Below are 24,294 nucleotides of genomic sequence, written 5' to 3' on the forward strand. Positions count from 1 at the left end.
AACCTACTCCTCCTTCATGCTCGACATTACTTCATCAGAATGTTTTCCGGTATCAGCCAACCACTCACGCATTCTTGGTACCATTTGATCCGTATGCATCGATTCGATCTTAGGTCCAGGCAATGAATACAAAAAGTGTTTTCCATAATACGTATCAATGACTCTTGTATCATAAATAATGACGATACCCTTATCTTGCGATGTTCTAACTAACCGGCCAAAACCTTGTTTAAATCGAATGACAGCTTGTGGAATGGAAAGCTTCATAAAAGGATTTTGCCCTTGTCTCTTCAACATCTCTGACTTCGCCTCAACAAGCGGATGATTAGGCGGCTGGAATGGCAGACGAACGATAGCAAGACAGATTAAGCCTTCGCCGGGAATATCGACACCTTCCCAGAAGCTGCTTGTTCCAAGTAACACCGATTGAGGTTGCTGTAGAAATCGTCTTGTAAGCTTCGTCCGATTACTGCTATCTATCCCTTGCCCTAACAAACCAATTCCAACTTCATCGAGCTTATTCTTGAGCGGATCATATACTTGTTTTAACAACTTATACGATGTAAATAATACAAGCATACGACCTTTCGTCTGATTCGCCGTATCCGCTATTGAACCAACTAATTTCTGTAAATAGGCGTCATCCACATAAGCTCCTTTTAATATAGGAAAGTCACGAGGTATAACGACAAGTGCTTGTTCTCGATAATTAAAAGGTGATGAAAGTAAAACGGTACGAAGTCTTCCTTGTTCTTCATATCCAGTGAGGCCAAGTTGTTCCTGTGCATATTGGAACGACTTCTGTACGGTAAGTGTTGCTGATGTAAGAACGATACTGTCTTTCACATCAAAGAAGTACTTTTGAAGCTGCTCACTTACGTCCACAGGCGCTGCATAAAGCTGTACAGATCTGTGACGATAAGCTGTGCTTGCTTCTATCCAATAAACGAACTGAGGGCTATCCAGCTTCGTTATATGACGGAGTTCATCTTTTACTCTCGATAAGTCGCGTAGGGCACCATTTAAATCAGTAAGCGATGCTTGTACGGATATATCATCTATACGATCTTTAATATCAGTCAATAACTTCTCTGACGTTTTGATAACTCTAGAAAGCTCTACATGTATATTCCCTTCGACAGCGACAACTTCCTCCCATCCTTCTGGGACGGCGGTTGAAGTTAATCGTTTTACCAAAGAACCATTGTCAGTCATACTATCTGATCCGTTTGCAGCGAAGTTGTATAACAGCTCGAATAGCTTATCCCAATGTTCTTTAATTTCTTGAAAAATAGGAATGATCGTTTCAATCGTTTCTAACCATGATTGTTGATGGTCATCATCTTCTTGCTCAAGCTTAAATTTAAGCGACGGAAGTAAACCTGAACGATTATCTTTATAAAGTCTAATAATAGCTTGAACCAACGTGAAATAATGCACTTGCATCCCTAGATGTTTTCCTGCCACTTCTTCAACATGATGTGCCTCATCAATAATAAGATTACTGTAAGCAGGCAATAATCGATGGTCCGCTTGAACATCTGTAAATAACATGGAATGATTCGTAATACATACATCAGCCAGATTGGCTTCATGTTTAGCTCGATGGTAATAACAACGTTTAAACCACGGACACGCCCGATTAAGGCAAGAGTCGGCATCACTAGACACAGTGCCCCAGAAATCAGCACCTCTGCTCCCGAAGTTAAGTTCTTCTTGATCACCTGTTTCCGTCTCACTTAACCAAACGACCATTTGAGCAGCTGTAATAGAATCTTCAATCGGAGCTACCAGATCACCCACATTTAATTTCCCTTCAAACTTCCTTAAACAAAGGTAATTACCGCGACCTTTAAAAATAGATGCTTTAAAAGGGAATGGCAAAACATCACCTAACAACGGAAGATCTCGTTGTCTGAGCTGTTCTTGCAGGTTAATTGTGTGTGTGCTCACTACAATTTTACTATTATTTTTAATGCTGTAATATAGTGCAGGAATCAAATAACCAAGCGATTTCCCCGTTCCAGTCCCTGCTTCGATAAGTAAATGTTTATTCGTGCTGAGAGCGTCGTAAACTTCATTAAACATTGTTGTTTGCGCTTCACGCTCTTCGTAATTTTCAAATCTCGATTGGAACCGTTCTTTAATTTCTGCTAAATATTGCTCAAAGCTCATCTCCGCAAGTGGGTTCTCCGACTGATTAGCCACTTCTCCTCGAGGATGTTTTTCTTCCGACCACTCCCGCGCTTTAAGCGCAAATTGCCGATGATAGTCATATTCATTGGAATCGAATACCGTTTCTTGTTCGACGTGTTTCTCTGTATGCTTCAAAAACCAATGTAGATCCTTGCTTTCGTCAATTAACGCAGACAGCCGCTGCACAGTTAGCAGCGGCATGGAGCGAAGTTTATTGACTAAGTCAATGAAGATTTGTGCGGTCGCCATCGCGTCACTGTCAGCACGATGGTGCTGGTGATTAGCAATGCCAAACTGCTCCGCTACAGCTCCGAGTTGATAGGTCGTAATTGATGGATACAATATCCGAAGAAGCTCAACAGTGTCAAGCCTACGACCTGTGAAAGGCATATAGCCGCAGCGATCAAGCGCTTGGTTTAGAAAACCAGCATCAAATCCTACATTATGCGCTACAAGAACAGCATCATCCAGTAAAGGAATGAGCTGAAGCAAAACATCATTAAGCTCCGGCGCATCCTTTACCATCGATTCATCAATGCCCGTCAATTGCGTAATAAAAGGCGGAATTGGAATAGTCGGCTTAACAAATGCACTGAAAGTACTAATAATCTCAAGCTGATCAGAGACAATGACAACTCCAACCTGCAAAATATCGTCTTCAGTGCTATGTCCAGTCGTTTCTAAATCCAAAACAGCATAGTTCATTCCATTCCCGTCCCTCTCACAAACAGCACAGCTCCGTGCTACCAAAATATAATGATAATTGCCCTGGAGTTTCTTGACAACTTTTTAAATTATTTAATGAGTCCGTAAAGGTGGGATACGTTTCATAAGCTTTACTAAACAACTTTTCAGCTTGTGCCATATTCATGTGTACAGCTTGAATGCACCCAAGGGCATTATAGCCTAAAGCAAGCCACTTCGGAAAGTCCGAAAGTACAATTAGAAGTTGGAAATGTCGCTGAGCTTCATTCCAATTTTGCATATGCATCTGACTCATGCCTAGAAACAAGCGGGCTAAATTACATTCTGGAGCAACAGTGATGGCTTCATTAAAAATGCTCGCAGCACGAGAAAACATAAATAAATTGTAGTACCCTTGTCCCGTCTTTATTTTGTCTGCAACATCGTCAGGGATAATAATATCCCCTTCGTTACAAGAAATTGCTTTGCTACTCGATTGTAACGTTTTGGATTGTTCTGGTGGAGACAACTGAAGAATAACTTCCCCCAAGTCCTTAGACTCATGAATCTGTTCCCCAAACAACTCTTGAAAGTCAGAAACCTTCTCTTCAAACTGTAGCCAGCTCTCAATAAAGGCGTCATTTAACTTTTTCAGCTCACATACCTGCTCATTATACATCAGTCGCTCCTGATCGGTTGCTTCCGGATATAACTCCACAATCCCATCGAGCATCTCGTTCATCGAAGTGAACATATGCTGAAACATTCCGCATCCCGCCTTCGCATTTGAATAAGGAGTGATACGGTCATTTTTTGTTTACTGACGTCTTTTCATTCAGCATGGGAATCGTTACATAAGACAGGGATGAAGCGTTAATTATTATTGGGATAGTTACATGATTGTTGCGTGAAGTTCTTCAGTTAAAAGTTTAACAGGTTTGTTATTGTTATCCAGTATTGTGATGATTGGCTTATGAGTTTTCGCTTCTTCATTTGTTAACATGGAATAAGAAATAATAATGACTTGATCGCCAGGCTGTACTAATCTAGCAGCAGCACCATTCAAACAAATGACCCCTGATCCTCTTTCACCAGTAATGACATATGTTTCAAGACGAGCTCCGTTGTTGTTGTTTACAATTTGCACCTTTTCATTTTCAAGCAAATCAGCTGCATCCATTAAATCTTCATCTATCGTTATACTTCCAACATAGTTTAAGTTTGCTTCCGTTACTGTTGCACGATGGAGCTTTGACTTCATCATTGTTCTAAACATTGTTAGCACCTCCGCTTGTATTTAACAAGCTATTATCAATTAATCGTGTTGTTCCAAACTTAACAGCTAAAGCTAAAATTATTCGTGAAGTGATCGAACCTACATACTTATTCACTTCGATAGGCTCAAGTGTTGGGTAATGAAGTAGCTCCACATATTCAATGTTTGCTTCCTTTGCAATCCCAATATGTGATTTCACACGCTCGATTAAACTTCCAGCAGTAACTCCTGTTTCCTTAATCCACTCTTCGGCCAGATGCAATGACTGAGACAATACAACTGCCCCAGCACGCTGTTCAGCATTCAAATAGACATTTCTAGAACTTAATGCTAAACCGTCTGGTTCTCTAACGATTTGGCATGGCACGATTTCGATATCGAAGTTCAAGTCATCAACAATTTGCTCGATAACGGCAACCTGTTGTGCATCCTTCATGCCAAAGTAAGCACGATCTGGTTTAACAAGGTGGAACAATTTGCTTACGACAAGCCCCACACCGTCAAAGTGACCTGGTCTAGTTGCGCCACACAGTTGACTTGTCAAACCGTTAACGACTACAGTCGTTAACGGTTTTTTTGGATACATTTCTTCATTTGATGGAATAAAAACGATATCGGTTCCGCATTCCTCAGCAAGTTTAAGATCTCGTTCTTCATCTCTTGGATAGCGATCAAGATCTTCATTCGGACCAAATTGCATTGGATTGACATAAATACTAAGAACAGATATATCGTTTGCTTCATGTGCCAAGCGAAGTAGGCTTCCATGTCCTTCGTGTAAATAACCCATCGTTGGTACAAAACCTACTGACTTTTCATTCGCTCGTAACTGATTCAAATTCGATTTGAGTTCCTCTTTCGTACGACAGACGATCATGCTGTTGGAACTCCTTTCGGCGTCACTGAAGCTACGCTAGCCTTATCTATCCCTTCAGGTGAGTTTTTAGCTCCACCGCCATATAAACTCGTAGGAGAAGCTGTTTGAGGCTGAAATACATTCTCTTCAGCAGGAAATACACCTTCTTTGACTTCACTTACGTAAGATTCAATGGCATTACGTATTGTTGTACCGATATCAGCGTATGATTTTACAAATCTCTTCTCGAAATAAGGTGAAGAATATTGTAACAAATCGTGGTAAACAAGCACTTGACCATCACAACTTCTACCCGCTCCAATTCCGATTGTTGGTATCGTAAGCGCTTCACTAATTGCAGTACCGAGCGATTCAGTTACAAGCTCAATAACGATAGCGAATGCTCCAGCTTTCTCTAATGCTAGTGCATCTTGCATCAATCGCTCAGCATCAATTTCCGACTTGCCTTGTACTTTGTAGCCGCCTAGCTGATGAACAGATTGTGGTGTTACACCAATGTGGCCCATTACCGGAATACCTGCCTTCACTAACGCTTCAACATCGTCTGCAATTTCTGCTCCGCCTTCCAGCTTCACTGCTTGAGCGCCGCCTTGCTGCATAATTTTCGCAGCGTTTAGAAGTGTGGCTTCACGACTTGCTCCATATGTCATAAACGGCATATCCGTTACTATAAATGTGTTTGTAGCAGCCCTCGCTACTACCCTTGAATGATAAATCATATCGTCGATCGTTACAGGAATAGTCGTTTCATACCCGAGTACAACATTCCCAAGTGAATCTCCAACCAAAATGACATCAATACCAGCTTCTTCTGCAAGCTTAGCGGACGGAAAATCATATGCCGTCAGCACGGAAATCGCATTGCGCTCCTGCTTCATCTTCTGCAGGCTTGAGATCGTCAGTCGTTTCCTCATTTGCTCCAACCCCTTTTAGACTATTTTAAACACAAAAAAACCTTTTAGCCGTTGCTAAAAAGGTCCCAGAACAAAAAAGGAAACGATTGCTTGTTGTGCTTCCTTCTGTCTCGGTCCCTACGGCTCAGAGCAGAATATGCAAAACTAAACTTTGACACAAAACCTTCTGCAATTATCAGTGCAGCTTCATTCGAATACCGCCTGATAATTGTAGTGTACCAAAAAATGTCGACTTCGTAAATGATCGTAATATACGGATCATCTACGATCTATCGGCTCACCCATTTCAGCAGAAAAAATGGCAACTTCCGATCCATCTTCTCGCCTAACTCTTATTGCTCCACTTTCTTCAAGTCCTACCGGTACACCTATCAGCTCGCCTTGCGGAGTATTGAGCATTACCGTTTTACCAATTGATACCGACAATGATTCCCACAGTGACAAAATAGAACTAAAACCCTCTTGCTGGAATAGATCATAAAGTTGCTCCCATTCCTTCAAAAACTCGTTTATAATAACGGTTCTGTCAAAAGAATGTCCCCCAGCTATGCGTAGTGAAGTTGCTTTACTTAGCAATTCTTCAGGGTAATCAGATTCCGTTAAATTAACACTAATACCGATTCCAGCAATAATATATTTTAATCTTTCGTCTTCAGCAGCTGATTCTAACAAAATGCCGCTAATTTTTTTTCCATTTACGAGCAAATCGTTCGGCCACTTAATTCCGATTGGTAACGAAGTTATTCGCTTTAAACTTCTACAAAGCGCAACGGCCGTAAGCAATGTAAGCTGGGGTGCACAATGTATAGGTACCTCAGGGCGCATAATCATACTCATCCAAATGCCTTTACCTTGAGGAGAAACCCAACCTCTGCCCATACGGCCTCGACCACCTGTTTGCTTCTCTGCGATAACAAGAGTTCCTTCTGGGGCCCCTTCTTCAGCTAATGTTCGTGCTAAATCTTGTGTAGATTTTACTTCCTCAAAACAAACAAGCTGCTTTCCGAACCTAACAGTCGTTAACCTATCACGCAATTGTTCGCCTATAATTGGATCAGGTTCAACTAACAGACGATAACCAAGTTTAGTTGACGCTTCAAACTCATAACCAGCAGCCTCGAGCTTTTTAATATGTTTCCATATCGCTGTCCTGCTCACATTCAACTTTTGGCTCATTAAAGCACCTGATACATATTGATCCCGATTTTGACGAAACACTTCTAACAACGTTTCAGAATTCATTCTAATTTCCCTCTTCATTCCATAGTTTGGCTAACGCAGCGAGCTTGTCCGTTTCATTACACACTTCACCTGCTGCTGCAGACTCAAGCAATCGCTTTAACATCATGCTTAACCACGGTCCACCTTCACGGCCCAGTTGTCTCTGTAAATGAGAGCCATTTATTTTTAACTGTTTCATACTTTTAACTGGCATTTTTTCCATTTCTGTTTTCAGCAAATCAAGGACGTTTTCCGATATACTTACAGTTCCATGTTTCATTGCATGTGCAATTAGAAGCCATTTCGATGCCATACTTTCACTATATGTTAAAACGACTTCTCTCCATCTCTTCATAAGCATGTTCTGTTCATTTATATTTGTTCGTACAATAGTATGTATTTTCATTATCGTATGGATCGTTTTCGTGCGATCACCTGACAAACGAAGTGCTGCCATTGTTGCTAAAGCATCTTTTTCCTCCCAGTTAAAAAAAACAAAAAGAGATGCCCAACGAAGATCCAATTGTTCAATTTCTTGTAAAAAGTATAATGCTTCATTGTTAAACGTATTTTTCTGAACGTCCATCATTGATTGTTGCAACTCATAGGGTAATACAAGTGATTCCTTACAAAATAATAATAAACCACTGGCAGCTAGCCATCCTAGTGCACGATGCGGCTTCTCACTCTTGATCATTTTGTCGAGCTCTGCATGAACTCTCTCCATAGCGATATGTACAAGCAAACTACGATGCCGCTTAAGTGATCTCCAAGTAGAAAGTGCAGGTTTATAATGATATGCCCCCATAAATCGAACCGCACGAAGCATACGCAGTGCATCCTCTAGAAAACGCAAATCCGCATAACCTACACATCTAACAATTGAAGACATCATATCTTCGTGTCCTCCATAAGGATCATGAAGCTCACCATTTGCTCGAATAGCCATCGCATTCATCGTAAAATCGCGCCTCAGCAGATCGTTATCCAGATCGCTTATAAATGAAACTTGTTTCGGCTTACGATGTGCTTCATATTGCGATTCTTCTCGGTATGTCGTAATTTCGTATGGTATACCTTTATCGATCACGGTAACCGTCCCATGTTGTAATCCTGTTGGAATTGTATGTGGGAAAATTTGCATCGTCTGCTCTGGGAGAGCAGACGATGCAATATCAATATCATTAATTGGCAAACCTAAGAGCATGTCTCTGACGGCTCCACCTACAAACACCGCCTCATAGCCATGCTCCTCAAGTTGTTTTATTACGGGCAATGCTGCCGTCATTGTTGCTGTCAGTTGAAACTTCAATGATGCAACCTCCGTGTTAGATCAGTCTAGTAGTTGTAGTTCTGATCATCAGTTATTCACATACCAACTCTGGAATGTCAGCTTCAATACCAAGAACTCGGTAATAAATCTTCTCATATTGAACTGTAATTAAATCATTACAGAATGTATTTCTTGCTCGATGAAGACAAGCTTGTCTGAACGACTCATGAAGCGCCTCATTAGTCAGTAATTTAATCGCATTTGCTGACATCTCTTCAACATCACCAATTGCCGATAAATAGCCTGTTTCCCCGTGTGTGACGAGTTCTGGAATACCGCCGGCATTAGATCCAATAGTCGGAACTCCACAAGCCATTGCTTCTAAGGCAACAAGTCCAAAACTTTCTTTTTCCGAAGGAAGAAGTAATATATCTGCTAATGAAATCACTTGAGCCACATCTTCCTGTTTACCAAGGAAATGTACACGATCTTCTAACCCTAAACTTTTGATTCGATATTGCATTTTCGAAAGTTCAGGTCCTTCTCCAACTAATAACAACTTAGCGCGTACTTGCTTGGAAACTCGTTCGAAAATGTCAATAACGTCACATACACGCTTGACTGGTCTGAAGTTGGAAATATGCATCAATATCTTTTCATCCGGCTCAGCAAAGTCAGCTCGAAGCGACTTAACTTCCCTCGGATAATAAACACGTTTATCAACGAAATTATAAGTCAGATCAATAGGTGTCATAATATCTAATAAATGTCTTGTTTCTTGAATTAAATCTTTGGAAACAGCCGTAACAGCATCACTTTTGTGTATGGCTAGACGAATGAGATCTTTTAACGATTCATCTTGCGCGAGCACCGTAATATCAGTACCATGCAACGTTGTCACTGTTTTAAGTCCATCACCGATCATTTCTTTAGCTAAGTATGCACAAACAGCATGCGGAACTGCGTAATGCACATGTAGCAAATCTAGCTTTTGCATCTTAGCAACTTGAGCCATCTTACTTGCTAACGACAAATCATAAGGTGGATAACGGAATACGTAATAATCGTTAACTTCTACCTCATGGAAAAATATGTTTTTATGAAATTTCCCTAGTCGGAACGGAATGCTATGAGTTATAAAATGAATTTCGTGCCCACGTTCAGCAAGCAATTTACCTAGCTCAGTAGCGACTACACCTGATCCTCCTAATGTCGGATAACAAGTGATACCTATTTTTAGTTTTTTTGTCACTCTGGCTGCACCTCCCACTCAAGTGGTATCACTCTAGTATATTCTATGGAGCTTGTACTATTTGTTAAAATAATGAAACGTTATATGGACGTTTTATTGCAAAACCTTCTGCATATGCACAACCTCTACTGCCACCTAACAAAGAATCTCTTGATTCTACTCGCTCCAAATATCCGTTTGTTAGTGGAGTTGCAACAGAATTGTTAGTTGCAAAGGGATCAAATTGCGAACGATATGCTCTAAGTGCTTCTTGTTTAGTCGCATACACCTCACTAATATCTACAGTTAAATTAACCGCCTCTACATCATTTATGTAATAGTAGATCAATTGTTCTACATTCACAACGGGAATATTAGGCATATAATTACGTAGCTTTGCGTTAAATACAGCTTCTTCAATCAATTTACTCGTCTGGACATGGTCCGGGTGCCGATCGACCCAATAGGGAGCGAATACGATTCGAGGACGTAACCGACGTATTTCTTCTACGATTACTTCAATCGTCTCTCGACTGTGGACTAATCCACGATCAGGTAGCCCCAAATTAGATCTGGAGGAAAGACCAAGCACCGTGGACGCATGAGCAGCTTCTTGCTGCCTTAGCTCCACGGTGCCATTAGAAGACATCTCTGCAAACGTTAAATCACAAACTCCTACTCGATAGCCTTCTTTTACATGTTTAGCGATCGTGCCGCCCATACCGATTTCTGCGTCATCCGCATGGGCACCGAACACAAGAATATCTAGTGGTTCCATTATTCCAACGCTCCTGGCTTATATTTATGGACAAGCTCTCTCCATGCAAAATCCCCGCGTTCAACTGCTTTCACAAGTACCTCAGCTGTTGCAATATTTGTTGCTACAGGTATGCCTTGTACATCACAGAGACGTAACAATGCAATAATATCTGGTTCATGCGGTTGTGCCATTAAAGGATCTCGCATGAAAATGATTAGATCCATCACATTTTCCGCTACTAACGCGCCAATTTGTTGGTCTCCACCAAGTGGACCTGACATAAACCGATGTATGGATAGGCTTGTCTGCTCCATTATTCTTGTCCCAGTCGTACCTGTAGAAAATAAAGTATGAGGTATAAATACATGTTCGTAAGCTATAACAAAATTAACTAACTCATCTTTTTTACGGTCATGTGCGATAAATGCAATGTTCAACATGTCGTTCCCCTCTTCTGCTGTCTGATTAGGAAGCCTGTGCTAATCCATGATATGTTCAAAGCCATATACTAATCCAGTATACGTCATTACCTTCTTAACAGCTACATTGACGCCCGGCATGTATCCAGCTCGATCATAAGAATCATGACGTATCTTTAAAGTTTGCCCGTAACCACCAAATACTACCTCCTGCTGTGCAAAAACACCTGGAAGTCTTACGCTATGTATACGGAAACCATTATAATATCCGCCTCTTGCACCTTCAATAATTTCTTCTTCTTTCGGATTACCTTGTCTTAGCTCTTGACGTGCTTGTGAAATAAGCTCAGCTGTTTTAATTGAAGTACCCGATGGTGCGTCAAGCTTTTGATCTCCATGATATTCTATAATCTCTACATTAGGCATATATTTGGATGCTTCTGCAGCAAACTTCATCATTAGTATTGCACCAATCGAAAAGTTTGGAGCAATTAAACCACCGATTCCTTTTTCTTTACAAAGCTCGTCCAGTTCTTCGATCTGCTCAGGTGTAAACCCCGTTGTCCCAATAATCGGACGAACACCATATTCAATAGAGGTTCTTGTGTTGCTGTACGCAGCTTGAGGGACAGTAAAATCAACGAGTACATCAGCTTTAGTTCCGTTTAGCGCTTCTTCAAGCGTAGAACTAACAATGACACCCGTATTCGATTTACCAGCAAAAATTCCAGCGTCTACTGGACCGGACGAAGGATTAACTGCAGCAACAAGTTGCAGCGATTCATCCTCTAGCACCATCTTCACAACTTCTCTTCCCATTCTTCCGCCTGCGCCTGTTATTGCTACTCTAATAGGTTGTGTCGACATGATTATCACCTTATCCTTATTTTCTTCTTGTCGTTGTTCGAATACGTTCCATTCTCCGCTTTCGACTAATATCCGCAAATAATCTGCGGGCAGTCGAATGCTGTGGATCAAGTCTTAACGCTTCGCGCGCATGTTCGATTGCCTCATCAAGCAGACCATCAGTAGAACATACGAGAGCAAGCGTATAAAATGCGTCAAAACATAATGGATCTAGCATAACCGCAAACCGCAAACGTTCAGCTGCAAGTGATAAATTAGGCGGCGTATCGTTTAGCAAGCCATTGACTTCTGCAACAATTAACTTTGCTTGTATAACACCTGAGTGAAATCGAAATTCTTCGTTGTCTGGTTCCAACTTCTCTGCAACATCGCTATATATTTTAGCTTTAGACCATTTACCGCTTCTCGCGCATGAGACAGCACATTTATGATAATAGCTTGCATTTTCTGGTTCCAGTTCAATTGCTTTTTCAAACCAAATAATCGCACCTTCAAAATCGCTATGAAAAATAAGTTCATATGCTTTTCTAATACAACTTTCCCCATCCATATGTGCCCATCCTCCTTGTACAGGGGTTCATGGTACAGCATATGTAGGGAGCTTGCTTACAGTTCTTCGTTTTTCTTCGTCCACCGATTTGCATCACGCGTATTAAACTTATGCATTACTTTATTATGGGCCTCAGTTAAATCAATTTGAAGAGAATTTGCAAAGCAAGATAATATAAACAAAATATCGCCAAGCTCCATCTCAACAGTGTTTTCTGCCTCATCGGATTTTTTTGGTTTTTCGCCGTAATAATGATTAACTTCACGAGCTAGTTCACCAACTTCTTCAGTCATTCTAGCCATAAGCGCCAGTGGACTGAAGTAACCTTCTTTAAACTGCGATATGTAGTCGTCAACTTCGCGTTGTATATCTGACAATGATTTATCTGACATTCAATAAGCTCCCTTTCTATCATTAACCTTACAACTATGTTACCGCAAGGAGCTCTTCAAAATCAATATTTTTCACTTTCAAGAAGTAAGTATTATTTTAGCGATTTTACACCATATGGGTGTTGTTTATACTTCCTCCAGCCTGTCCAAGTTAGAACAGCGGAAATAATTGCTCCAATAAAAAATATCCATTTTAATGGACTAGGTCTGTATGGTATCGCAATTACTGGATTTGCTGAAGCCTCTTCATAAGATTGGAATATTCCATTGATCGCAATGTCAATTCCTTCAATAGATTGTTCAATCTTTTTATCGGCTTCACTATCATATTTTGACGACTTCCGTGCTTCTAATAAACGATTTATGTATCCAATTCTTTCTTCTAGTTCATTCATTCTAATTGAATCTCCTGCAAGCAAGGCAGCAGGTTCGATCCTATCGGCATGTAAAGACACACTTTTCATCACCGCCTTGGCAGCAATAATATTGTTGCTCGACCCTCTTTTCCATGCTTGGTGAACAGATGCCATGTCTTCGACTAACAAGCTCTCATATTGCAACCACAAACCACGTTTCCCATTTATAAGTGCGTCTGTTCCTAATCGAATACGTACAGCATTTTCTATCCATTGAGAATTCTTTACACCATTAGAAAGCGCAGTTTCAATGGTATTCGCATCATTAGTCAATGCCAACCATCCACCTGACTCTCCATAGATTTTAAGCATATCGTTATCCAAATACTTCTGCAATTTTTGCAACTCGGCAAAAGCCACTTGTCGATTATTTTGATAAGCAGCATTATATAATGCTGTAGCCGTTTCATCTAAACGGTACAGCTCCTGATATGGACTATCGGAAAACATATAGATTAAACTTCCTTCAGGGCTCGCGCTGCCCCATACAGCTCCAGCAGTTCCAAACGTCATGAAAAGACAGATGACGAAAGGAATAATAACTCGCGATTTCATGGACATCCCCCCATAGGACAATCTATGAAGGAAGGTTTGTTGATATACCATTATTGGATATGTCATCTTTTTTATTTCTGAACCGCATAACGATAAAAGCTGCAGCAAAGCTTAAAAGCGATAAATTATAGGTAAACCACTTAATCGGAGTAATATCGTCTTCTAGTTCACTTGACAGTCCAGGATACACATCAAATGTGTAATCTACTGTGTCATTAATGATCAGGACAGTTAGAGCAACAGTTAGTGCAGCTGTTCCAGCCTTCATGAATCGGAAGTACAGCAACGCCTCAAAAGCCATACCGAGATGTGAAATGATGAGCATATAATGCGTCCAATTCAGTACATCACCCTGTGCAGCACCTATAACGATCATGGCTACTGCCCAAATACCATATTTCACTGAGCAAACAACTGCCAATGCTTCTATAATAACTCTTGCATTTTCAGCAATCTTTGATGGTTTTTTTAAAGGAAACAATAGATACAATACCGCTGCCGAAAAAAATAAACTCGAAGTTGGAGAATCAGGAACAAAAGGTATCATCCATCCTGGTTTATTAGCTACTGTCCAAACAAGTTGACTTTCGTACCACATATATCCGTAGATCGTGCCTGCAAAGTTAACGATAAACAGTAACCACAAAAATGTACGGTTAAGTAGGAAACTGCGACTCCAGAAAAAAGAAGGATTCATTAGCTCTTCCTTTCAAAAAAAACCTGACCGTATAATACGATCAGGTTTTTATCTAATTATTGTATACAGAAACGACTACTGCGTTTGTTTCGTTAGCCAAGTAGCTAATTGATCAATCTCTTCAGTAGAAAGCTTGCTGCCATACTCTGGCATAGCTCCGTCACCACGACCATTCGTAATCGTAGTAACAATTTCTTCTTTAGACAAACGGCTACCAACACCTAGTAGTGCTGGTCCGCCTCCTCCACTCAAATCAGTTGCATGGCAACCCATACATTGAGATTTAACCGTTTCCATGATTGGATCGTTTGGCTCAATGATTGCTGCAACTGGCTTTTTCTTAAGTGGGTTAGGACGTTCTTCACCTTTTTCGTGAGCTTCCCGAGCTTTTTCTTCACGAACGTGATGCTCAGGAGTTTGTCCATTCTTCTCAAGCATATGTTGGTAATGATCCCATGATACAACTGTCAAGTATACACATGCTGCAAGCGAAAGGAACATAAGAGAAGAAGCAATTGGACGACGGTAGAAACGACGCTCTTTACCTGTATCAAGGAAAGGAGCTAGTAGCAATCCGCCGAACATAATACTTGGTATACCTATCGTTCCGAGTAGGATGTACTCCTGTGAAACGTATGGATATTTCAAAAATTGATACAAGAACAAGAAGTACCAGTCTGGCATCGGAATAAAAGCCGCATTCGTCGGGTCAGCAGGATAACCAAGCGGTGCTGGTTCTGCAATTACCCAAACTAGGAAGCCGACAAGCACTACGCAGCCGACCATCCATTCCTTAAGCAAAAAGTTAGGAATAAAGGCTTCCGATTTTCCCGGAAATGATGTATAGTCTGGCGGTATTTGAACACCCAAGCCTTTTTTGACACGAGTATCGCCGACATAAACCACTTTCTCGTTCGATTTGTGACCATGAGCCATCTAAGAGCCCTCCCTTCGCTTAAAGTGGTCCTGAAATACCTTGTTTCCGAATCATCAAGAAATGCGCTGCCAACATTGCGATCAATGCGCCTGGCAAGAAGAATACGTGAATCGCGAAGAAGCGAGTCAACGTTTGCGCACCTACGATATCGCCCCCGTAAAGGAAGTCAGCGATGTAAGACCCAATAACTGGAACGGATGCTGCGATTTCAACCCCTACTTTAGTTGCGTAGTAAGCTTTGTTATCCCAAGGAAGCAAATAACCTGTGAATCCTAGGCCTAACATAATGAAGAAAATCAACATTCCGACTACCCAGTTCATCTCACGAGGTGCTTTGTAGGAACCGGTGAAAAATACACGTAGAGTATGTAGGAACATCATTACAATTACTAAACTGGCACCAAAATGGTGCATGCCACGTACGATTTGACCAAATGCAACTTGGTGTTGCAAGAAGTCAACGCTCGCATAAGCGTTAATAATATCTGGCACATAATACAGCGTCAGGAACATACCTGACAAAATTTGAATGACAGTAATAAAAAACGTCAATCCACCGAAACAATAAACAAATGCGGAAAAGTGATGTGCTGGGTTAACGTGCTCCGGCACTTCATGGTCTGCCACATCTCTCCAAAGCGGCGTAATGTCAAGACGTTCGTCAATCCAGTTGTATACGCTTTTAAACATCTGCAATACGCCCTCCTTAGCTTCTAGTATTCGGCATGACTGGTCCCAGATAAACAAATCCTTGGTCAACTTTTACTTCGTATTCGTCTAGTGGGGAATTTGCGACTGCCAAGTTTTTCCCATCGACGGAATAACGTGCGTCGTGGCATGGACAATCGTATTCGTTCTTTCCATTTGTGTTCCAGAAAATCGTACAACCTAAGTGCTTACAAACTGGTGAGAGTGCAAAAATTTTGCCGTCTGCACCTTTTGAGATCCAAGCTACAAGCTCAGGCTCACTTTCATACCATCCATCAACTTGATGAATTTTGAATTTGAACTCTTGAGGTTCAGCTGTAATCTTGCTCTCTTCTACAACTTTAACCAAATTGCCTTCGCCCTTTTTCACTAACAGCGGGTCCACTGCAAAACGTACCATCGGCAATACCGCGCCACCCATCATGAAGGCAGTTGTTCCGCCAAGCGTATATGACAAAAATTGACGCCGGGACATTTCTTTGCGCTGAACCGGTCGATGCTCCGTCTCGTGTTGTTCATGATTACTCATCTTCTGTTCTAACCCCCTTTGCCAACCATATCTTGCGTCTTGCCGCACAGCAAAAACACATGACGAACTAGGACATAACTTATAATAGCCTAGGTGCTTAGGAGCGTCAAGAATATGGCCCGATTTTTGCGTCATTATGGAAATAACGTTCAACAATTTGTTAGGATTTTGTCACAATTGACCTGCTATGGCATTTGTTTTCCCCCATTTGTTGACGATTTATACGGCAATACAACCAATATCATACATTTTTTCCGCTCCAGAGGGACCTAATTTTGTCCGACACTTCCTCCTGTGTAGGCAAGGCTCCATCCACTTGTGGTTGAACAACTAAATCCGCACTTTGACAATCAAATGTTAATCCATTTTTTGCAGTTATTAAGACAACATATTTAAATCCCGTTCGTTTAAGATTGCTACACCATTCTTCAATTGCAGATTCAAAACTAGACTCCCCAGGCATGTAATGACATGCGGGAAAAGTAACGATACGTCCTTTAAATGGAAGTTCTACAAGATCCATAATATCTCTTAAATTCTCTAAACATTGTGTCGCTTCATACGGAGTCTCAAGTCCGTTCATTCCAGTGACTGGAAGAAGACAAGTATCTAAATACGGTTGCAACTCGTCCCATTTTTCTTTTGAGATATCACTAAATTTCATCTTACCCTCTCCCGTACAACATATAATCGCATTCCAATCCCTATATATTACAAAAAAAAGCTTCCGAATGCTAGACTTGGACAATTAAGTCCTATTCCAGTTTGGAAGCTTCTTATCCTATTGTTATTTCAACTCATTCAATTGCTTGACGAGTCTGTGGAACGTATCCTCATCACCTGATGCCAACGCTTTGTCTATTGCACTGTTTAATTGATTTGTCTGAAATTTTAGCACTGCTTCATCAAGTACTAGTTCTGCGACCAGTCCTAGCATTGCTTCATAGTTTACTTTCATCTTATCCATAGGATACACCTCCACACCGGCGTTAAGAGATCCTATATTCGATTCCTTTCGTCACATAGCTCTCCATCGTCCTTCTCATGCGTTGCAAATCATCCTCTGTCAACTCTCTTACGACTTTGGCGGGTGTTCCGAGAGAAAGCGTATAGGGTGGTATTTTCTTATTCTCTGTAACAATCGAACCGGCTCCTATTAAAGCATATTCACCAATGTCTGCGCCGTTAAGTACGATTGCCCCCATTCCAATTAATGTGCCTCTGCCTATCGAGCATCCATGGATGATGGCGCTGTGACCGACCGAGACTCCATCTTCTAAAATGAGTGGTTGATTAGAATTAACATGGCCTACTACACCGTCTTGAATATTACAACTATGTCCGATTTGTATCGGCGCAAGATCACCACGCAGCACTGCATTAAACCAAACTGTGCTTTTTTCCCCTAACGATACATTGCCGATCAATTTTGAACCTTCAGCCAAATAACAGCTATTATGTATGTTGGGTAATATCCCCTTGTAAGACACCAGCATGATGGATCATCTCCTTGACGATATAATTGGAGTGATTCTATCAAGCGGTATCGTTAAAGTCAATGATGGACGACTCCATGCCCATCAAAACGTAGTCCACATCCGCTAATGATCATGTTACCCGCTTTCGTCATTCGTATGACTTTCCCATAAAGCGGATGATCACCGACGCGTATAAGCCCTAAATGCATCATCATCTTTAATATTCTTGTTTCTAGTACAGAATCAACATCGTCGTAAAAATATGGTTTTACAAACGGACTCAATACTTTTTTGATGGACTCTACCGTAACCCACTCTTCAGAGAGCGAATGAATCCAATGAACGAGTGACAACAAGTTTGTAACAGGCATCTTATAAAGCTTTAGCCAATATCGAAATAGTGATTCCAGTTCAGTAGCAAAAGGCTTCTGTAGCATTCCTATTCCTAAATCAGTAATTGAAAGCGTATCTTCCTGCTCGCTAATATATTTTGCATTAAAACAGTAGTCATACAGAAGCGAGATCCGATCCGGGAAATGATTGAAATGACGACCATATCCAAATCGCCATGCACCTTTTGCAGGGGGCTCTTCTTGAATTCCCATTAACTCAAGTACTTGCTGGAGGAACCGTTTGTACATTGAACCATCGGAAGTAAGTTGAACCTCGTTCTGGTAAACGTATTGAAGAAAATGCTTTATATCGTCTGTTATTAACCCTTGCTCATCACGATATATCGGTGGTTCGTCTGTATATTGCAATTGTTCAGCAAACCTTCTTCTTAACGTTTCACGGAACCTAGTTTTCAAGTCGCTTGGAACTTGAAACAAATATCTGCTCGGACCAGTAAACCCATTAAATAACCAGCCTTGATGTTTAAACCTAGCGATAATTTCCCTCGGACTAAGTGGCGCTGGTGGAAGAGGTGCTTTTTTCTTACTCTTTTTCACTTTGATTTCTGCAACAGCTACTTGTACCTTCTTCTCTTCTCCGAATCTACTTTGCTGTACTCGGGCAATTAAATCTTCAAGACTATATGATTGTCTAGACTCAAAGAGTAGTGAGTTTAGAAACCGTAAATCTTCAAGTTTCATTCCGCTAATTTGTTCATCAAACACATCGTGACGACTGATTTGAGACAAAATGGATTGGATCAACTCGTTTTTGGAATTACCGTTACACTCACATCGGTATACACCAGCAATTTTGTTTAGCTGTCCGATATCTGCATAACTAAGCATATCCGATAAGTTCATAGCACTCCCCTTTCTGCAGTCCAAGGCAACTACCAGTTTCTAAAGCGAGGTTTTATTACCATTATTGGACGTTTTTTGATTTTCATACACTTTAATTGGACATTTCGTGTTTTTAATTCACATTTCAATTTGAATGATTCAAAAAACACTCGACATTCGTACAAATCTATTGAAAATGTACAGTCCACTATACCAATTCCAAACTGAAGGCATACATTAATTCGATTCATTCAGTCTTACTACTAAGTTGATCATATTTTGAGATAAAGGGAGGGGTTAATGATGGGAACTTCGCTTAAACAAGTAGAATCAGAGGAACAAGTTAAAAATAGAAATAAGATAGAAGCAAACTCTTCAGACACTACTACACAATTGTCAGATGAGTTATTGCTTACTATCTTATTGGTGGCTAGTCAAAAATAATGATTCATGTATCTTTTAGCACTATTGTGAACATGTATGAATGATAAGTTATTCATTTGATGCTACTCTAGATGTCTCATGCAATTGTGAAGTAGAGGGAACCAACTATCATCGCGTCTCTCCAAAATGGAATAAGACAAATTACCGAGTTTAGTATCCTCTAAATCAGTACAAAGTGTTTGTAGCATCTGTGCGATAAAACTTCCGTGCGATACGATCAGTACATTGCGTCCATCATCATTTTTCATTAACTCTTCAATTGCTTCTAGACCACGAGCACTAATCGACTCGTTTGTTTCCATCCCCACGTCTTGTTTGCGCCAATCAGATCCATATCGCTGGGCACGCTCTGCTTCTGTCGTTCCTTCAACCTGACCAAAACTGCGTTCTCTGAACCGTGTATCAGCCGTTAATAGTGGAATTCCTAACTTTTCTGCTATTATTACGGCTGTATCACGCGCGCGCATGAGGTCACTTGAGATAACAGCATCCCAAATTGAGTCCTCTTCACTCAATCGCTCCGCTAAAGCGGTAGCCTGACTAATCCCCTCTTCATTTAAAGGAATATCCGTCTGTCCTTGAATAATACCCTTTGCATTCCAATCTGTCTGTCCATGTCTGACGATACCAATTAACAAATCAAATTCTCTCCTAACCGTAAGTAGAAATACTTCTGTCAGTTGCGTGTCCTCGACAACCAATTCAACATTAATAATGCCATTACAAGTCCGAGCAATGACAATGCAACATAATATTGAGGGAAAGAGGGGACAACTGTCAACACAAAGGGATCGCTAATACTTGCGACAGGTATTTCTGCATGATATCCAGCCGACAATACATGACTATCTCCAGAAGCATTTACAGCATCAAATATTCCCGTTAATTGTTTCATTTCTTCTTCAGAAGACACTTCTTTATTTTCAAATAAAAAGATAAAGAATGCACAAGCAAACATTGCCATGCATCCTGCAATTAGTATCGCAACATTCCGCCTAAATGATTTCGAAAATTGATAACTTTTGCTTGCTATAGGCATATACCATGACTGCTCCATGTAAATGCGTTCCATTACAGTACGATTAACATGATCTGATGGTCCAATATGAGCTGATTCATTAGAGTATTGACGGATCAGTAACTCGCTCTCCTGCCAAAATTCGAATTGCTGTGCACAGTCCTCACACTCTAACAGATGTTCTTCAAGCAACATCTTCTCGTTATCATCATCGGACATTTCCGCATAATCACTGAATCTCAGCACTGCACTCTCACAATTCATCTTGTATTCATCCTCTCAAATTCCTCTTCCATCGGCATGTGTCCGAAATAAGGCTCCAGCTGTGCCTTCACACTGGCTCTCGCCCGGAATAACAGCGATTTGACTGAACTGACCGACTGCCCAAGAATATTAGCGATTTCTTGGTAATCAAGCTGGTCGTATTCTCGAAGAATAAGTGCCGAGCGTTGTTTCTCTGGCAAGCTGTTAATTGCATCTCTCACCATCGACATTCGTTCATTTTTTAGCAGTCGATGTTCTGGTGCTGAATCCAATGCCGCAATAGGCTCAAAGCCCGCTTCATCAAGTGATACATTCGCCGCTTTTTGTTTACGCAGCTCACTCAGCACAGTATTACGTGCAATTGTATATAGCCACGTCGAAAATGTAGCGTCCATCTCACGAAAGGAATGTAGGCTTCGATACGCCTTATAAAACGTCTCTGAACACAAGTCCTCAGCCATAAGCTCAAGTCTCGCACTTTTTAACATATGAAAGATAAATGCCAATATCTTACGCTGATACCGACCCATCAGTTCGGAGTACAGCTCGACATTGCCATCCTTAATTTCACGAATTAATTGGGAATCAGTCATGACAGGCGAACCTCCCCCGCCTGCAATTCATTCCCGGATCCTATAGTACGTTGTACTGATCCAAGAACAAAAAGTTGCGGTCGTTATCATTACTTTTTTTGAACACGATAAATCTAAATATAAATTCCAAGTATTTATGTTAACTATAAACATCCGAAACATTTATTAAACAAATTCACGAGTAGTAATGTATTCGATTTCGATTAGCAATTTCCTGCTTCTTTCGACAAAAGGATCATAATATTTCAATATCCTGTAAATCGAGTGGGTTTGTGGTCAAAAAAAAACCACTCCGAGGAGTGGTTAGCGCTCATGTTGAGCACTATAGGTATTGGATAGGAGTGGAGAGAAACCATACTGTACTCTCATTATATGTATACGCTTCCATTTTGTCAACAAACGTTTTCATGCCCTCTTTTAGGAGTGCATGAAGTCGTTTTGAAGTATATATCTCCTAATTGCTATTGATGTACCGAATAACCTAACCCATCTAGTAGAACGATGGCTTGATCCAAGTATTCCTGATTTCGGAAAGAAAGTCTAAGAATACCTGGAACATCTTCTCTGCTCTCAATTATTTGTAAATTACTAAGATTGATCCGATGATTTCCGAGTTCACTAGCTATTCTTCCTATAATGCCAGGATGATCGGGTACGTCGACGTAACAATCAAAGACGGAATGGATCATACCTTTACGTCTTTCTGGCATCCTGCTTCGGAATGCACCTGCACTTGCGAAAGCATCTTCGATCGCACTGCCATCCATTTCCTCTAGCATACGTACGAACTCATCCATCCCCAAACTCCAATCCTTAAGAAGTTTCATCAGGACTGTACGATTGTCAATGAGAATGTCCCGCCATAACGTAGGATCACCTGAAGCGATACGTGTTATATCACGGAAACCTCCTGCAGCAAGCGATTCATACAAATCATTTTTTTCACTATAACCTCGCACTTGATTAACAAGTGCTACTGCGATTATATGTGGTAGATGACTGATCGCTCCTACAATATCATCATGGGAATCTGCATCCAGCTTTACGATGTTTGCTCTAGTGTGCGAAAGTAATTCCGTAAGCCTTTCTACAGCTTCTGGAGGCGTTGTTTCATCAGGAGTCAGCACATAAAAAGCGTTCTCCAGCAAATGATAAGAAGCAGCTTCAACGCCTGTACGCTCAGAGCCCGCCATAGGATGTCCACCAATAAAAATTGCTTGATTAAAGTTCATCGACTTTGCATAAGAAGCGACAGAAGACTTCGTACTTCCAACATCCGTTACGATACAACCAGCCTTCAAATTACAGTCATTCAGTTTTTCTAAATACTCTTGTAGATTGCCTACAGGAACACACAAGAAAATAAAATCTGCTTGCTCCGCAGCTTCCCTGATGGAAGTTGTCCCAACATCAACAACGCCGCGTTGTACATATTTCTCTACGGATGACTGACGATTGGAAAATCCGATTACATTAATTCCCGGCTTACCTTTCAAACAGAGCGCAATCGATCCTCCAATAAGTCCGACTCCAAATATCGCTACATTGATCATAACCTTTTATTTACACCGTCACTTCCTGTAATACCTGCTCTAGAGCAACTATAAATAGATTGTTTTGTTCAGGGGTCCCAACAGATACACGAATATGATTCGGATAGTGCGTCCAGCGTGATCTAATAATGATTCCGCGCTGAAGCATAGCTTGAAACACATCAGGTGATGGTCGTTTAACATCTACCATTACAAAATTACCGTACGCAGGGAAATAGGCTAGTCCCAATCGATCAAATTGCTGGGTCAAATAACGAATACCTTCAGCGTTCTTTTCACGACATGAAGCTATAAATGAATGGTCAGTCAAAGATGCGTTTGCAGCAGCTTGAGCTAATCTAGTAGTATTAAACGGTTCACGTACTTGATTAATAAATCCGATTACATCAGGATGACCTACGCCGTATCCGATACGAAGTGCTGCCAATCCATAAATTTTTGAAAAGGTGCGAAGAACAAGCAAGTTACGGTAATCATTCAACATACTTACGCCATCACTATAGCTTTCATCGTCGATAAACTCACCATACGCTTCATCAAGAACGACGAGCACATGTGGCGGAACAGCCTTCATAAATGAAGATAGCTCATCATGAGTAACAATTGTTCCAGTTGGATTGTTAGGATTACAAATCCAGACGATTTTTGTTTTATCCGTTATTTTCGCTAACATTGCTGGCAAGTCGTGTTTGCCTTCATTTAATGGCACTTCAATAATTTGCGCATTTTCGACTTCTGCATTATGTTTGTACTGCGAGAACGTTTCATCGGCCATAATCGTTTCGTCACCAGGCACGAGAAAAGCTCTGGCTGTCATAAGTATGATTTCACTTGATCCTGTACCAAAAATAAGATTGCTTGGCGATACACCAAGTTTATCTGCTAGAGCTGCTGTTAGTTCCACGCTAGCTCCATCTGGGTATATATTGCAATTGGTTACCTCTTCGATCATCGCAGCTTTTGCACTGTTCGAGAAGCCATATGGATTTTCATTAGATGCAAGTTTAGTGACTTCACTTAAACCAAGTTCTCTTTTTACATCTTCAACTGGTTTACCAGGTTGATAAACAGGAAGATGGACGATATTCGTTTTTGGCTGCATTCGCCGTTCACCTCATCATTTTCATAAGTGATTACTAATACTATCATTCATTGTCTCATATATGAAATTTGTTTTAAAGTATTTTCACAAAAACAAAATCCTCCC

General features: G+C 40.8%; 28 protein-coding genes. 1 reads left to right on the top strand and 27 read right to left on the bottom strand.

Translation table 11 applies throughout. From position 1 onward, the window contains the following. Positions 1-3: 3 nt before the first annotated feature. The 22 genes from dinG to I6N90_RS08990 form a co-directional block, all read right to left on the bottom strand. Entirely contained in the window at positions 4-2,901 is a 2,898-nt protein-coding gene (dinG, locus tag I6N90_RS08885; RefSeq protein ID WP_197935168.1) for an ATP-dependent DNA helicase DinG, read from the bottom strand. Positions 2,902-2,917: 16 nt separating this feature from the next. Beyond that, entirely contained in the window at positions 2,918-3,646 is a 729-nt protein-coding gene (locus tag I6N90_RS08890) for a hypothetical protein (RefSeq protein ID WP_197935169.1), read from the bottom strand. Between the two features lie 126 nt (positions 3,647-3,772). Further along, positions 3,773-4,156 (bottom strand): aspartate 1-decarboxylase, encoded by a 384-nt coding sequence (gene panD / locus I6N90_RS08895; RefSeq protein ID WP_197935170.1) that lies wholly within the window; start codon positions 4,154-4,156, stop codon positions 3,773-3,775. Continuing rightward, positions 4,149-5,033 (bottom strand): pantoate--beta-alanine ligase, encoded by an 885-nt coding sequence (panC, locus tag I6N90_RS08900; protein WP_197935171.1) that lies wholly within the window; start codon positions 5,031-5,033, stop codon positions 4,149-4,151. Before panC ends, panD begins: the two co-directional genes overlap by 8 nt. Further along, positions 5,030-5,947, bottom strand: a complete 918-nt coding sequence (panB, locus tag I6N90_RS08905) for a 3-methyl-2-oxobutanoate hydroxymethyltransferase (RefSeq protein ID WP_197935172.1) — start codon at positions 5,945-5,947, stop codon at positions 5,030-5,032. The genes panC and panB overlap by 4 nt, the downstream gene beginning before the upstream one ends. A gap of 258 nt (positions 5,948-6,205) precedes the next feature. Further along, the gene (locus tag I6N90_RS08910) at positions 6,206-7,189 is read right to left on the bottom strand and encodes a biotin--[acetyl-CoA-carboxylase] ligase (RefSeq protein ID WP_197935173.1); all 984 of its coding nucleotides are present in this window, start codon (positions 7,187-7,189) and stop codon (positions 6,206-6,208) included. 1 nt (position 7,190) lies between these two features. Beyond that, positions 7,191-8,480: a CCA tRNA nucleotidyltransferase gene (locus tag I6N90_RS08915; protein ID WP_197935174.1), complete on the bottom strand. Its 1,290-nt coding sequence runs from the start codon at positions 8,478-8,480 to the stop codon at positions 7,191-7,193. A 52-nt stretch (positions 8,481-8,532) separates the two neighbouring features. Next, positions 8,533-9,693 carry an N-acetyl-alpha-D-glucosaminyl L-malate synthase BshA gene (gene bshA / locus I6N90_RS08920; RefSeq protein ID WP_197935175.1) on the bottom strand — a complete coding sequence of 387 codons (1,161 nt, stop codon included), beginning with the start codon at positions 9,691-9,693 and terminating at the stop codon, positions 8,533-8,535. A 64-nt stretch (positions 9,694-9,757) separates the two neighbouring features. Further along, positions 9,758-10,450, bottom strand: coding sequence for a bacillithiol biosynthesis deacetylase BshB1 (gene bshB1, locus I6N90_RS08925; protein WP_197935176.1), 693 nt, complete (start codon positions 10,448-10,450; stop codon positions 9,758-9,760). Next, positions 10,450-10,872 carry a methylglyoxal synthase gene (locus tag I6N90_RS08930; RefSeq protein ID WP_197935177.1) on the bottom strand — a complete coding sequence of 141 codons (423 nt, stop codon included), beginning with the start codon at positions 10,870-10,872 and terminating at the stop codon, positions 10,450-10,452. Before I6N90_RS08930 ends, bshB1 begins: the two co-directional genes overlap by 1 nt. Positions 10,873-10,911: 39 nt before the next feature. Next, complete coding sequence (gene dapB, locus I6N90_RS08935; protein WP_197935178.1) at positions 10,912-11,718, bottom strand: 4-hydroxy-tetrahydrodipicolinate reductase; 807 nt, start codon at positions 11,716-11,718, stop codon at positions 10,912-10,914. A 16-nt stretch (positions 11,719-11,734) separates the two neighbouring features. Then, on the bottom strand, positions 11,735-12,268 hold the full coding sequence (locus tag I6N90_RS08940; RefSeq protein ID WP_197935810.1) for a tetratricopeptide repeat protein: 534 nt from the start codon (positions 12,266-12,268) through the stop codon (positions 11,735-11,737). A gap of 56 nt (positions 12,269-12,324) precedes the next feature. Continuing rightward, entirely contained in the window at positions 12,325-12,660 is a 336-nt protein-coding gene (locus I6N90_RS08945; RefSeq protein WP_197935179.1) for a nucleotide pyrophosphohydrolase, read from the bottom strand. A gap of 92 nt (positions 12,661-12,752) precedes the next feature. Beyond that, entirely contained in the window at positions 12,753-13,631 is an 879-nt protein-coding gene (locus tag I6N90_RS08950) for a sporulation protein YpjB (protein WP_197935180.1), read from the bottom strand. Positions 13,632-13,653: 22 nt separating this feature from the next. Next, the gene (locus tag I6N90_RS08955) at positions 13,654-14,328 is read right to left on the bottom strand and encodes a DUF1405 domain-containing protein (RefSeq protein WP_197935181.1); all 675 of its coding nucleotides are present in this window, start codon (positions 14,326-14,328) and stop codon (positions 13,654-13,656) included. Between the two features lie 75 nt (positions 14,329-14,403). Beyond that, positions 14,404-15,264, bottom strand: a complete 861-nt coding sequence (locus I6N90_RS08960; protein WP_197935182.1) for a menaquinol-cytochrome c reductase cytochrome b/c subunit — start codon at positions 15,262-15,264, stop codon at positions 14,404-14,406. Between the two features lie 19 nt (positions 15,265-15,283). Further along, a complete protein-coding gene (gene qcrB, locus I6N90_RS08965; protein ID WP_197935183.1) occupies positions 15,284-15,955 on the bottom strand; it encodes a menaquinol-cytochrome c reductase cytochrome b subunit in 672 nt (223 codons plus the stop codon). A gap of 16 nt (positions 15,956-15,971) precedes the next feature. Next, positions 15,972-16,502, bottom strand: coding sequence for a QcrA and Rieske domain-containing protein (locus I6N90_RS08970; protein ID WP_197935184.1), 531 nt, complete (start codon positions 16,500-16,502; stop codon positions 15,972-15,974). 241 nt (positions 16,503-16,743) lie between these two features. Beyond that, entirely contained in the window at positions 16,744-17,166 is a 423-nt protein-coding gene (locus I6N90_RS08975) for a DUF2487 family protein (protein ID WP_197935185.1), read from the bottom strand. Between the two features lie 123 nt (positions 17,167-17,289). Next, entirely contained in the window at positions 17,290-17,469 is a 180-nt protein-coding gene (locus I6N90_RS08980; protein WP_197935186.1) for an IDEAL domain-containing protein, read from the bottom strand. 22 nt (positions 17,470-17,491) lie between these two features. Next, positions 17,492-17,998, bottom strand: coding sequence for a gamma carbonic anhydrase family protein (locus I6N90_RS08985; RefSeq protein WP_197935187.1), 507 nt, complete (start codon positions 17,996-17,998; stop codon positions 17,492-17,494). A 59-nt stretch (positions 17,999-18,057) separates the two neighbouring features. Then, positions 18,058-19,236: a hypothetical protein gene (locus I6N90_RS08990; RefSeq protein ID WP_197935188.1), complete on the bottom strand. Its 1,179-nt coding sequence runs from the start codon at positions 19,234-19,236 to the stop codon at positions 18,058-18,060. A 279-nt stretch (positions 19,237-19,515) separates the two neighbouring features. On the opposite strand from I6N90_RS08990, the gene I6N90_RS08995 reads away from it, so the two are divergent. After that, a complete protein-coding gene (locus I6N90_RS08995) occupies positions 19,516-19,659 on the top strand; it encodes a hypothetical protein (protein WP_232242806.1) in 144 nt (47 codons plus the stop codon). 62 nt (positions 19,660-19,721) lie between these two features. Here I6N90_RS08995 and I6N90_RS09000 read toward each other — a convergent pair whose 3' ends face one another. The 5 genes from I6N90_RS09000 to hisC form a co-directional block, all read right to left on the bottom strand. Next, positions 19,722-20,360: a histidine phosphatase family protein gene (locus tag I6N90_RS09000; RefSeq protein WP_332262431.1), complete on the bottom strand. Its 639-nt coding sequence runs from the start codon at positions 20,358-20,360 to the stop codon at positions 19,722-19,724. Continuing rightward, entirely contained in the window at positions 20,336-20,941 is a 606-nt protein-coding gene (locus I6N90_RS09005) for a hypothetical protein (RefSeq protein WP_197935191.1), read from the bottom strand. Before I6N90_RS09005 ends, I6N90_RS09000 begins: the two co-directional genes overlap by 25 nt. After that, positions 20,938-21,534: an RNA polymerase sigma factor gene (locus I6N90_RS09010; protein ID WP_197935192.1), complete on the bottom strand. Its 597-nt coding sequence runs from the start codon at positions 21,532-21,534 to the stop codon at positions 20,938-20,940. Before I6N90_RS09010 ends, I6N90_RS09005 begins: the two co-directional genes overlap by 4 nt. A gap of 461 nt (positions 21,535-21,995) precedes the next feature. Next, on the bottom strand, positions 21,996-23,087 hold the full coding sequence (locus I6N90_RS09015) for a prephenate dehydrogenase (protein ID WP_197935193.1): 1,092 nt from the start codon (positions 23,085-23,087) through the stop codon (positions 21,996-21,998). 10 nt (positions 23,088-23,097) lie between these two features. After that, positions 23,098-24,189 carry a histidinol-phosphate transaminase gene (gene hisC, locus I6N90_RS09020; RefSeq protein ID WP_197935194.1) on the bottom strand — a complete coding sequence of 364 codons (1,092 nt, stop codon included), beginning with the start codon at positions 24,187-24,189 and terminating at the stop codon, positions 23,098-23,100. Positions 24,190-24,294 lie beyond the last annotated feature (105 nt).

Source organism: Paenibacillus sp. GSMTC-2017, from assembly GCF_016019935.1.
Classification (GTDB): Bacteria; Bacillota; Bacilli; order Paenibacillales; family Paenibacillaceae; genus Pristimantibacillus.

Bases quoted from the DNA above. Each gene is read 5' to 3' on its own strand.
- dinG (WP_197935168.1), bottom strand. From the start codon at position 2,901: ATGAACTATGCTGTTTTGGATTTAGAAACGACTGGACATAGCACTGAA.
- I6N90_RS08890 (WP_197935169.1), bottom strand. From the start codon at position 3,646: ATGTTTCAGCATATGTTCACTTCGATGAACGAGATGCTCGATGGGATT.
- panD (WP_197935170.1), bottom strand. From the start codon at position 4,156: ATGTTTAGAACAATGATGAAGTCAAAGCTCCATCGTGCAACAGTAACG.
- panC (WP_197935171.1), bottom strand. From the start codon at position 5,033: ATGATCGTCTGTCGTACGAAAGAGGAACTCAAATCGAATTTGAATCAG.
- panB (WP_197935172.1), bottom strand. From the start codon at position 5,947: ATGAGGAAACGACTGACGATCTCAAGCCTGCAGAAGATGAAGCAGGAG.
- I6N90_RS08910 (WP_197935173.1), bottom strand. From the start codon at position 7,189: ATGAATTCTGAAACGTTGTTAGAAGTGTTTCGTCAAAATCGGGATCAA.
- bshB1 (WP_197935176.1), bottom strand. From the start codon at position 10,450: ATGGAACCACTAGATATTCTTGTGTTCGGTGCCCATGCGGATGACGCA.
- I6N90_RS08930 (WP_197935177.1), bottom strand. From the start codon at position 10,872: ATGTTGAACATTGCATTTATCGCACATGACCGTAAAAAAGATGAGTTA.
- dapB (WP_197935178.1), bottom strand. From the start codon at position 11,718: ATGTCGACACAACCTATTAGAGTAGCAATAACAGGCGCAGGCGGAAGA.
- I6N90_RS08940 (WP_197935810.1), bottom strand. From the start codon at position 12,268: ATGGATGGGGAAAGTTGTATTAGAAAAGCATATGAACTTATTTTTCAT.
- I6N90_RS08945 (WP_197935179.1), bottom strand. From the start codon at position 12,660: ATGTCAGATAAATCATTGTCAGATATACAACGCGAAGTTGACGACTAC.
- I6N90_RS08950 (WP_197935180.1), bottom strand. From the start codon at position 13,631: ATGAAATCGCGAGTTATTATTCCTTTCGTCATCTGTCTTTTCATGACG.
- I6N90_RS08955 (WP_197935181.1), bottom strand. From the start codon at position 14,328: ATGAATCCTTCTTTTTTCTGGAGTCGCAGTTTCCTACTTAACCGTACA.
- I6N90_RS08960 (WP_197935182.1), bottom strand. From the start codon at position 15,264: ATGGCTCATGGTCACAAATCGAACGAGAAAGTGGTTTATGTCGGCGAT.
- qcrB (WP_197935183.1), bottom strand. From the start codon at position 15,955: ATGTTTAAAAGCGTATACAACTGGATTGACGAACGTCTTGACATTACG.
- I6N90_RS08970 (WP_197935184.1), bottom strand. From the start codon at position 16,502: ATGAGTAATCATGAACAACACGAGACGGAGCATCGACCGGTTCAGCGC.
- I6N90_RS08975 (WP_197935185.1), bottom strand. From the start codon at position 17,166: ATGAAATTTAGTGATATCTCAAAAGAAAAATGGGACGAGTTGCAACCG.
- I6N90_RS08980 (WP_197935186.1), bottom strand. From the start codon at position 17,469: ATGGATAAGATGAAAGTAAACTATGAAGCAATGCTAGGACTGGTCGCA.
- I6N90_RS08985 (WP_197935187.1), bottom strand. From the start codon at position 17,998: ATGCTGGTGTCTTACAAGGGGATATTACCCAACATACATAATAGCTGT.
- I6N90_RS08990 (WP_197935188.1), bottom strand. From the start codon at position 19,236: ATGAACTTATCGGATATGCTTAGTTATGCAGATATCGGACAGCTAAAC.
- I6N90_RS08995 (WP_232242806.1), top strand. From the start codon at position 19,516: ATGATGGGAACTTCGCTTAAACAAGTAGAATCAGAGGAACAAGTTAAA.
- I6N90_RS09005 (WP_197935191.1), bottom strand. From the start codon at position 20,941: ATGAATTGTGAGAGTGCAGTGCTGAGATTCAGTGATTATGCGGAAATG.
- I6N90_RS09010 (WP_197935192.1), bottom strand. From the start codon at position 21,534: ATGACTGATTCCCAATTAATTCGTGAAATTAAGGATGGCAATGTCGAG.
- I6N90_RS09015 (WP_197935193.1), bottom strand. From the start codon at position 23,087: ATGATCAATGTAGCGATATTTGGAGTCGGACTTATTGGAGGATCGATT.
- hisC (WP_197935194.1), bottom strand. From the start codon at position 24,189: ATGCAGCCAAAAACGAATATCGTCCATCTTCCTGTTTATCAACCTGGT.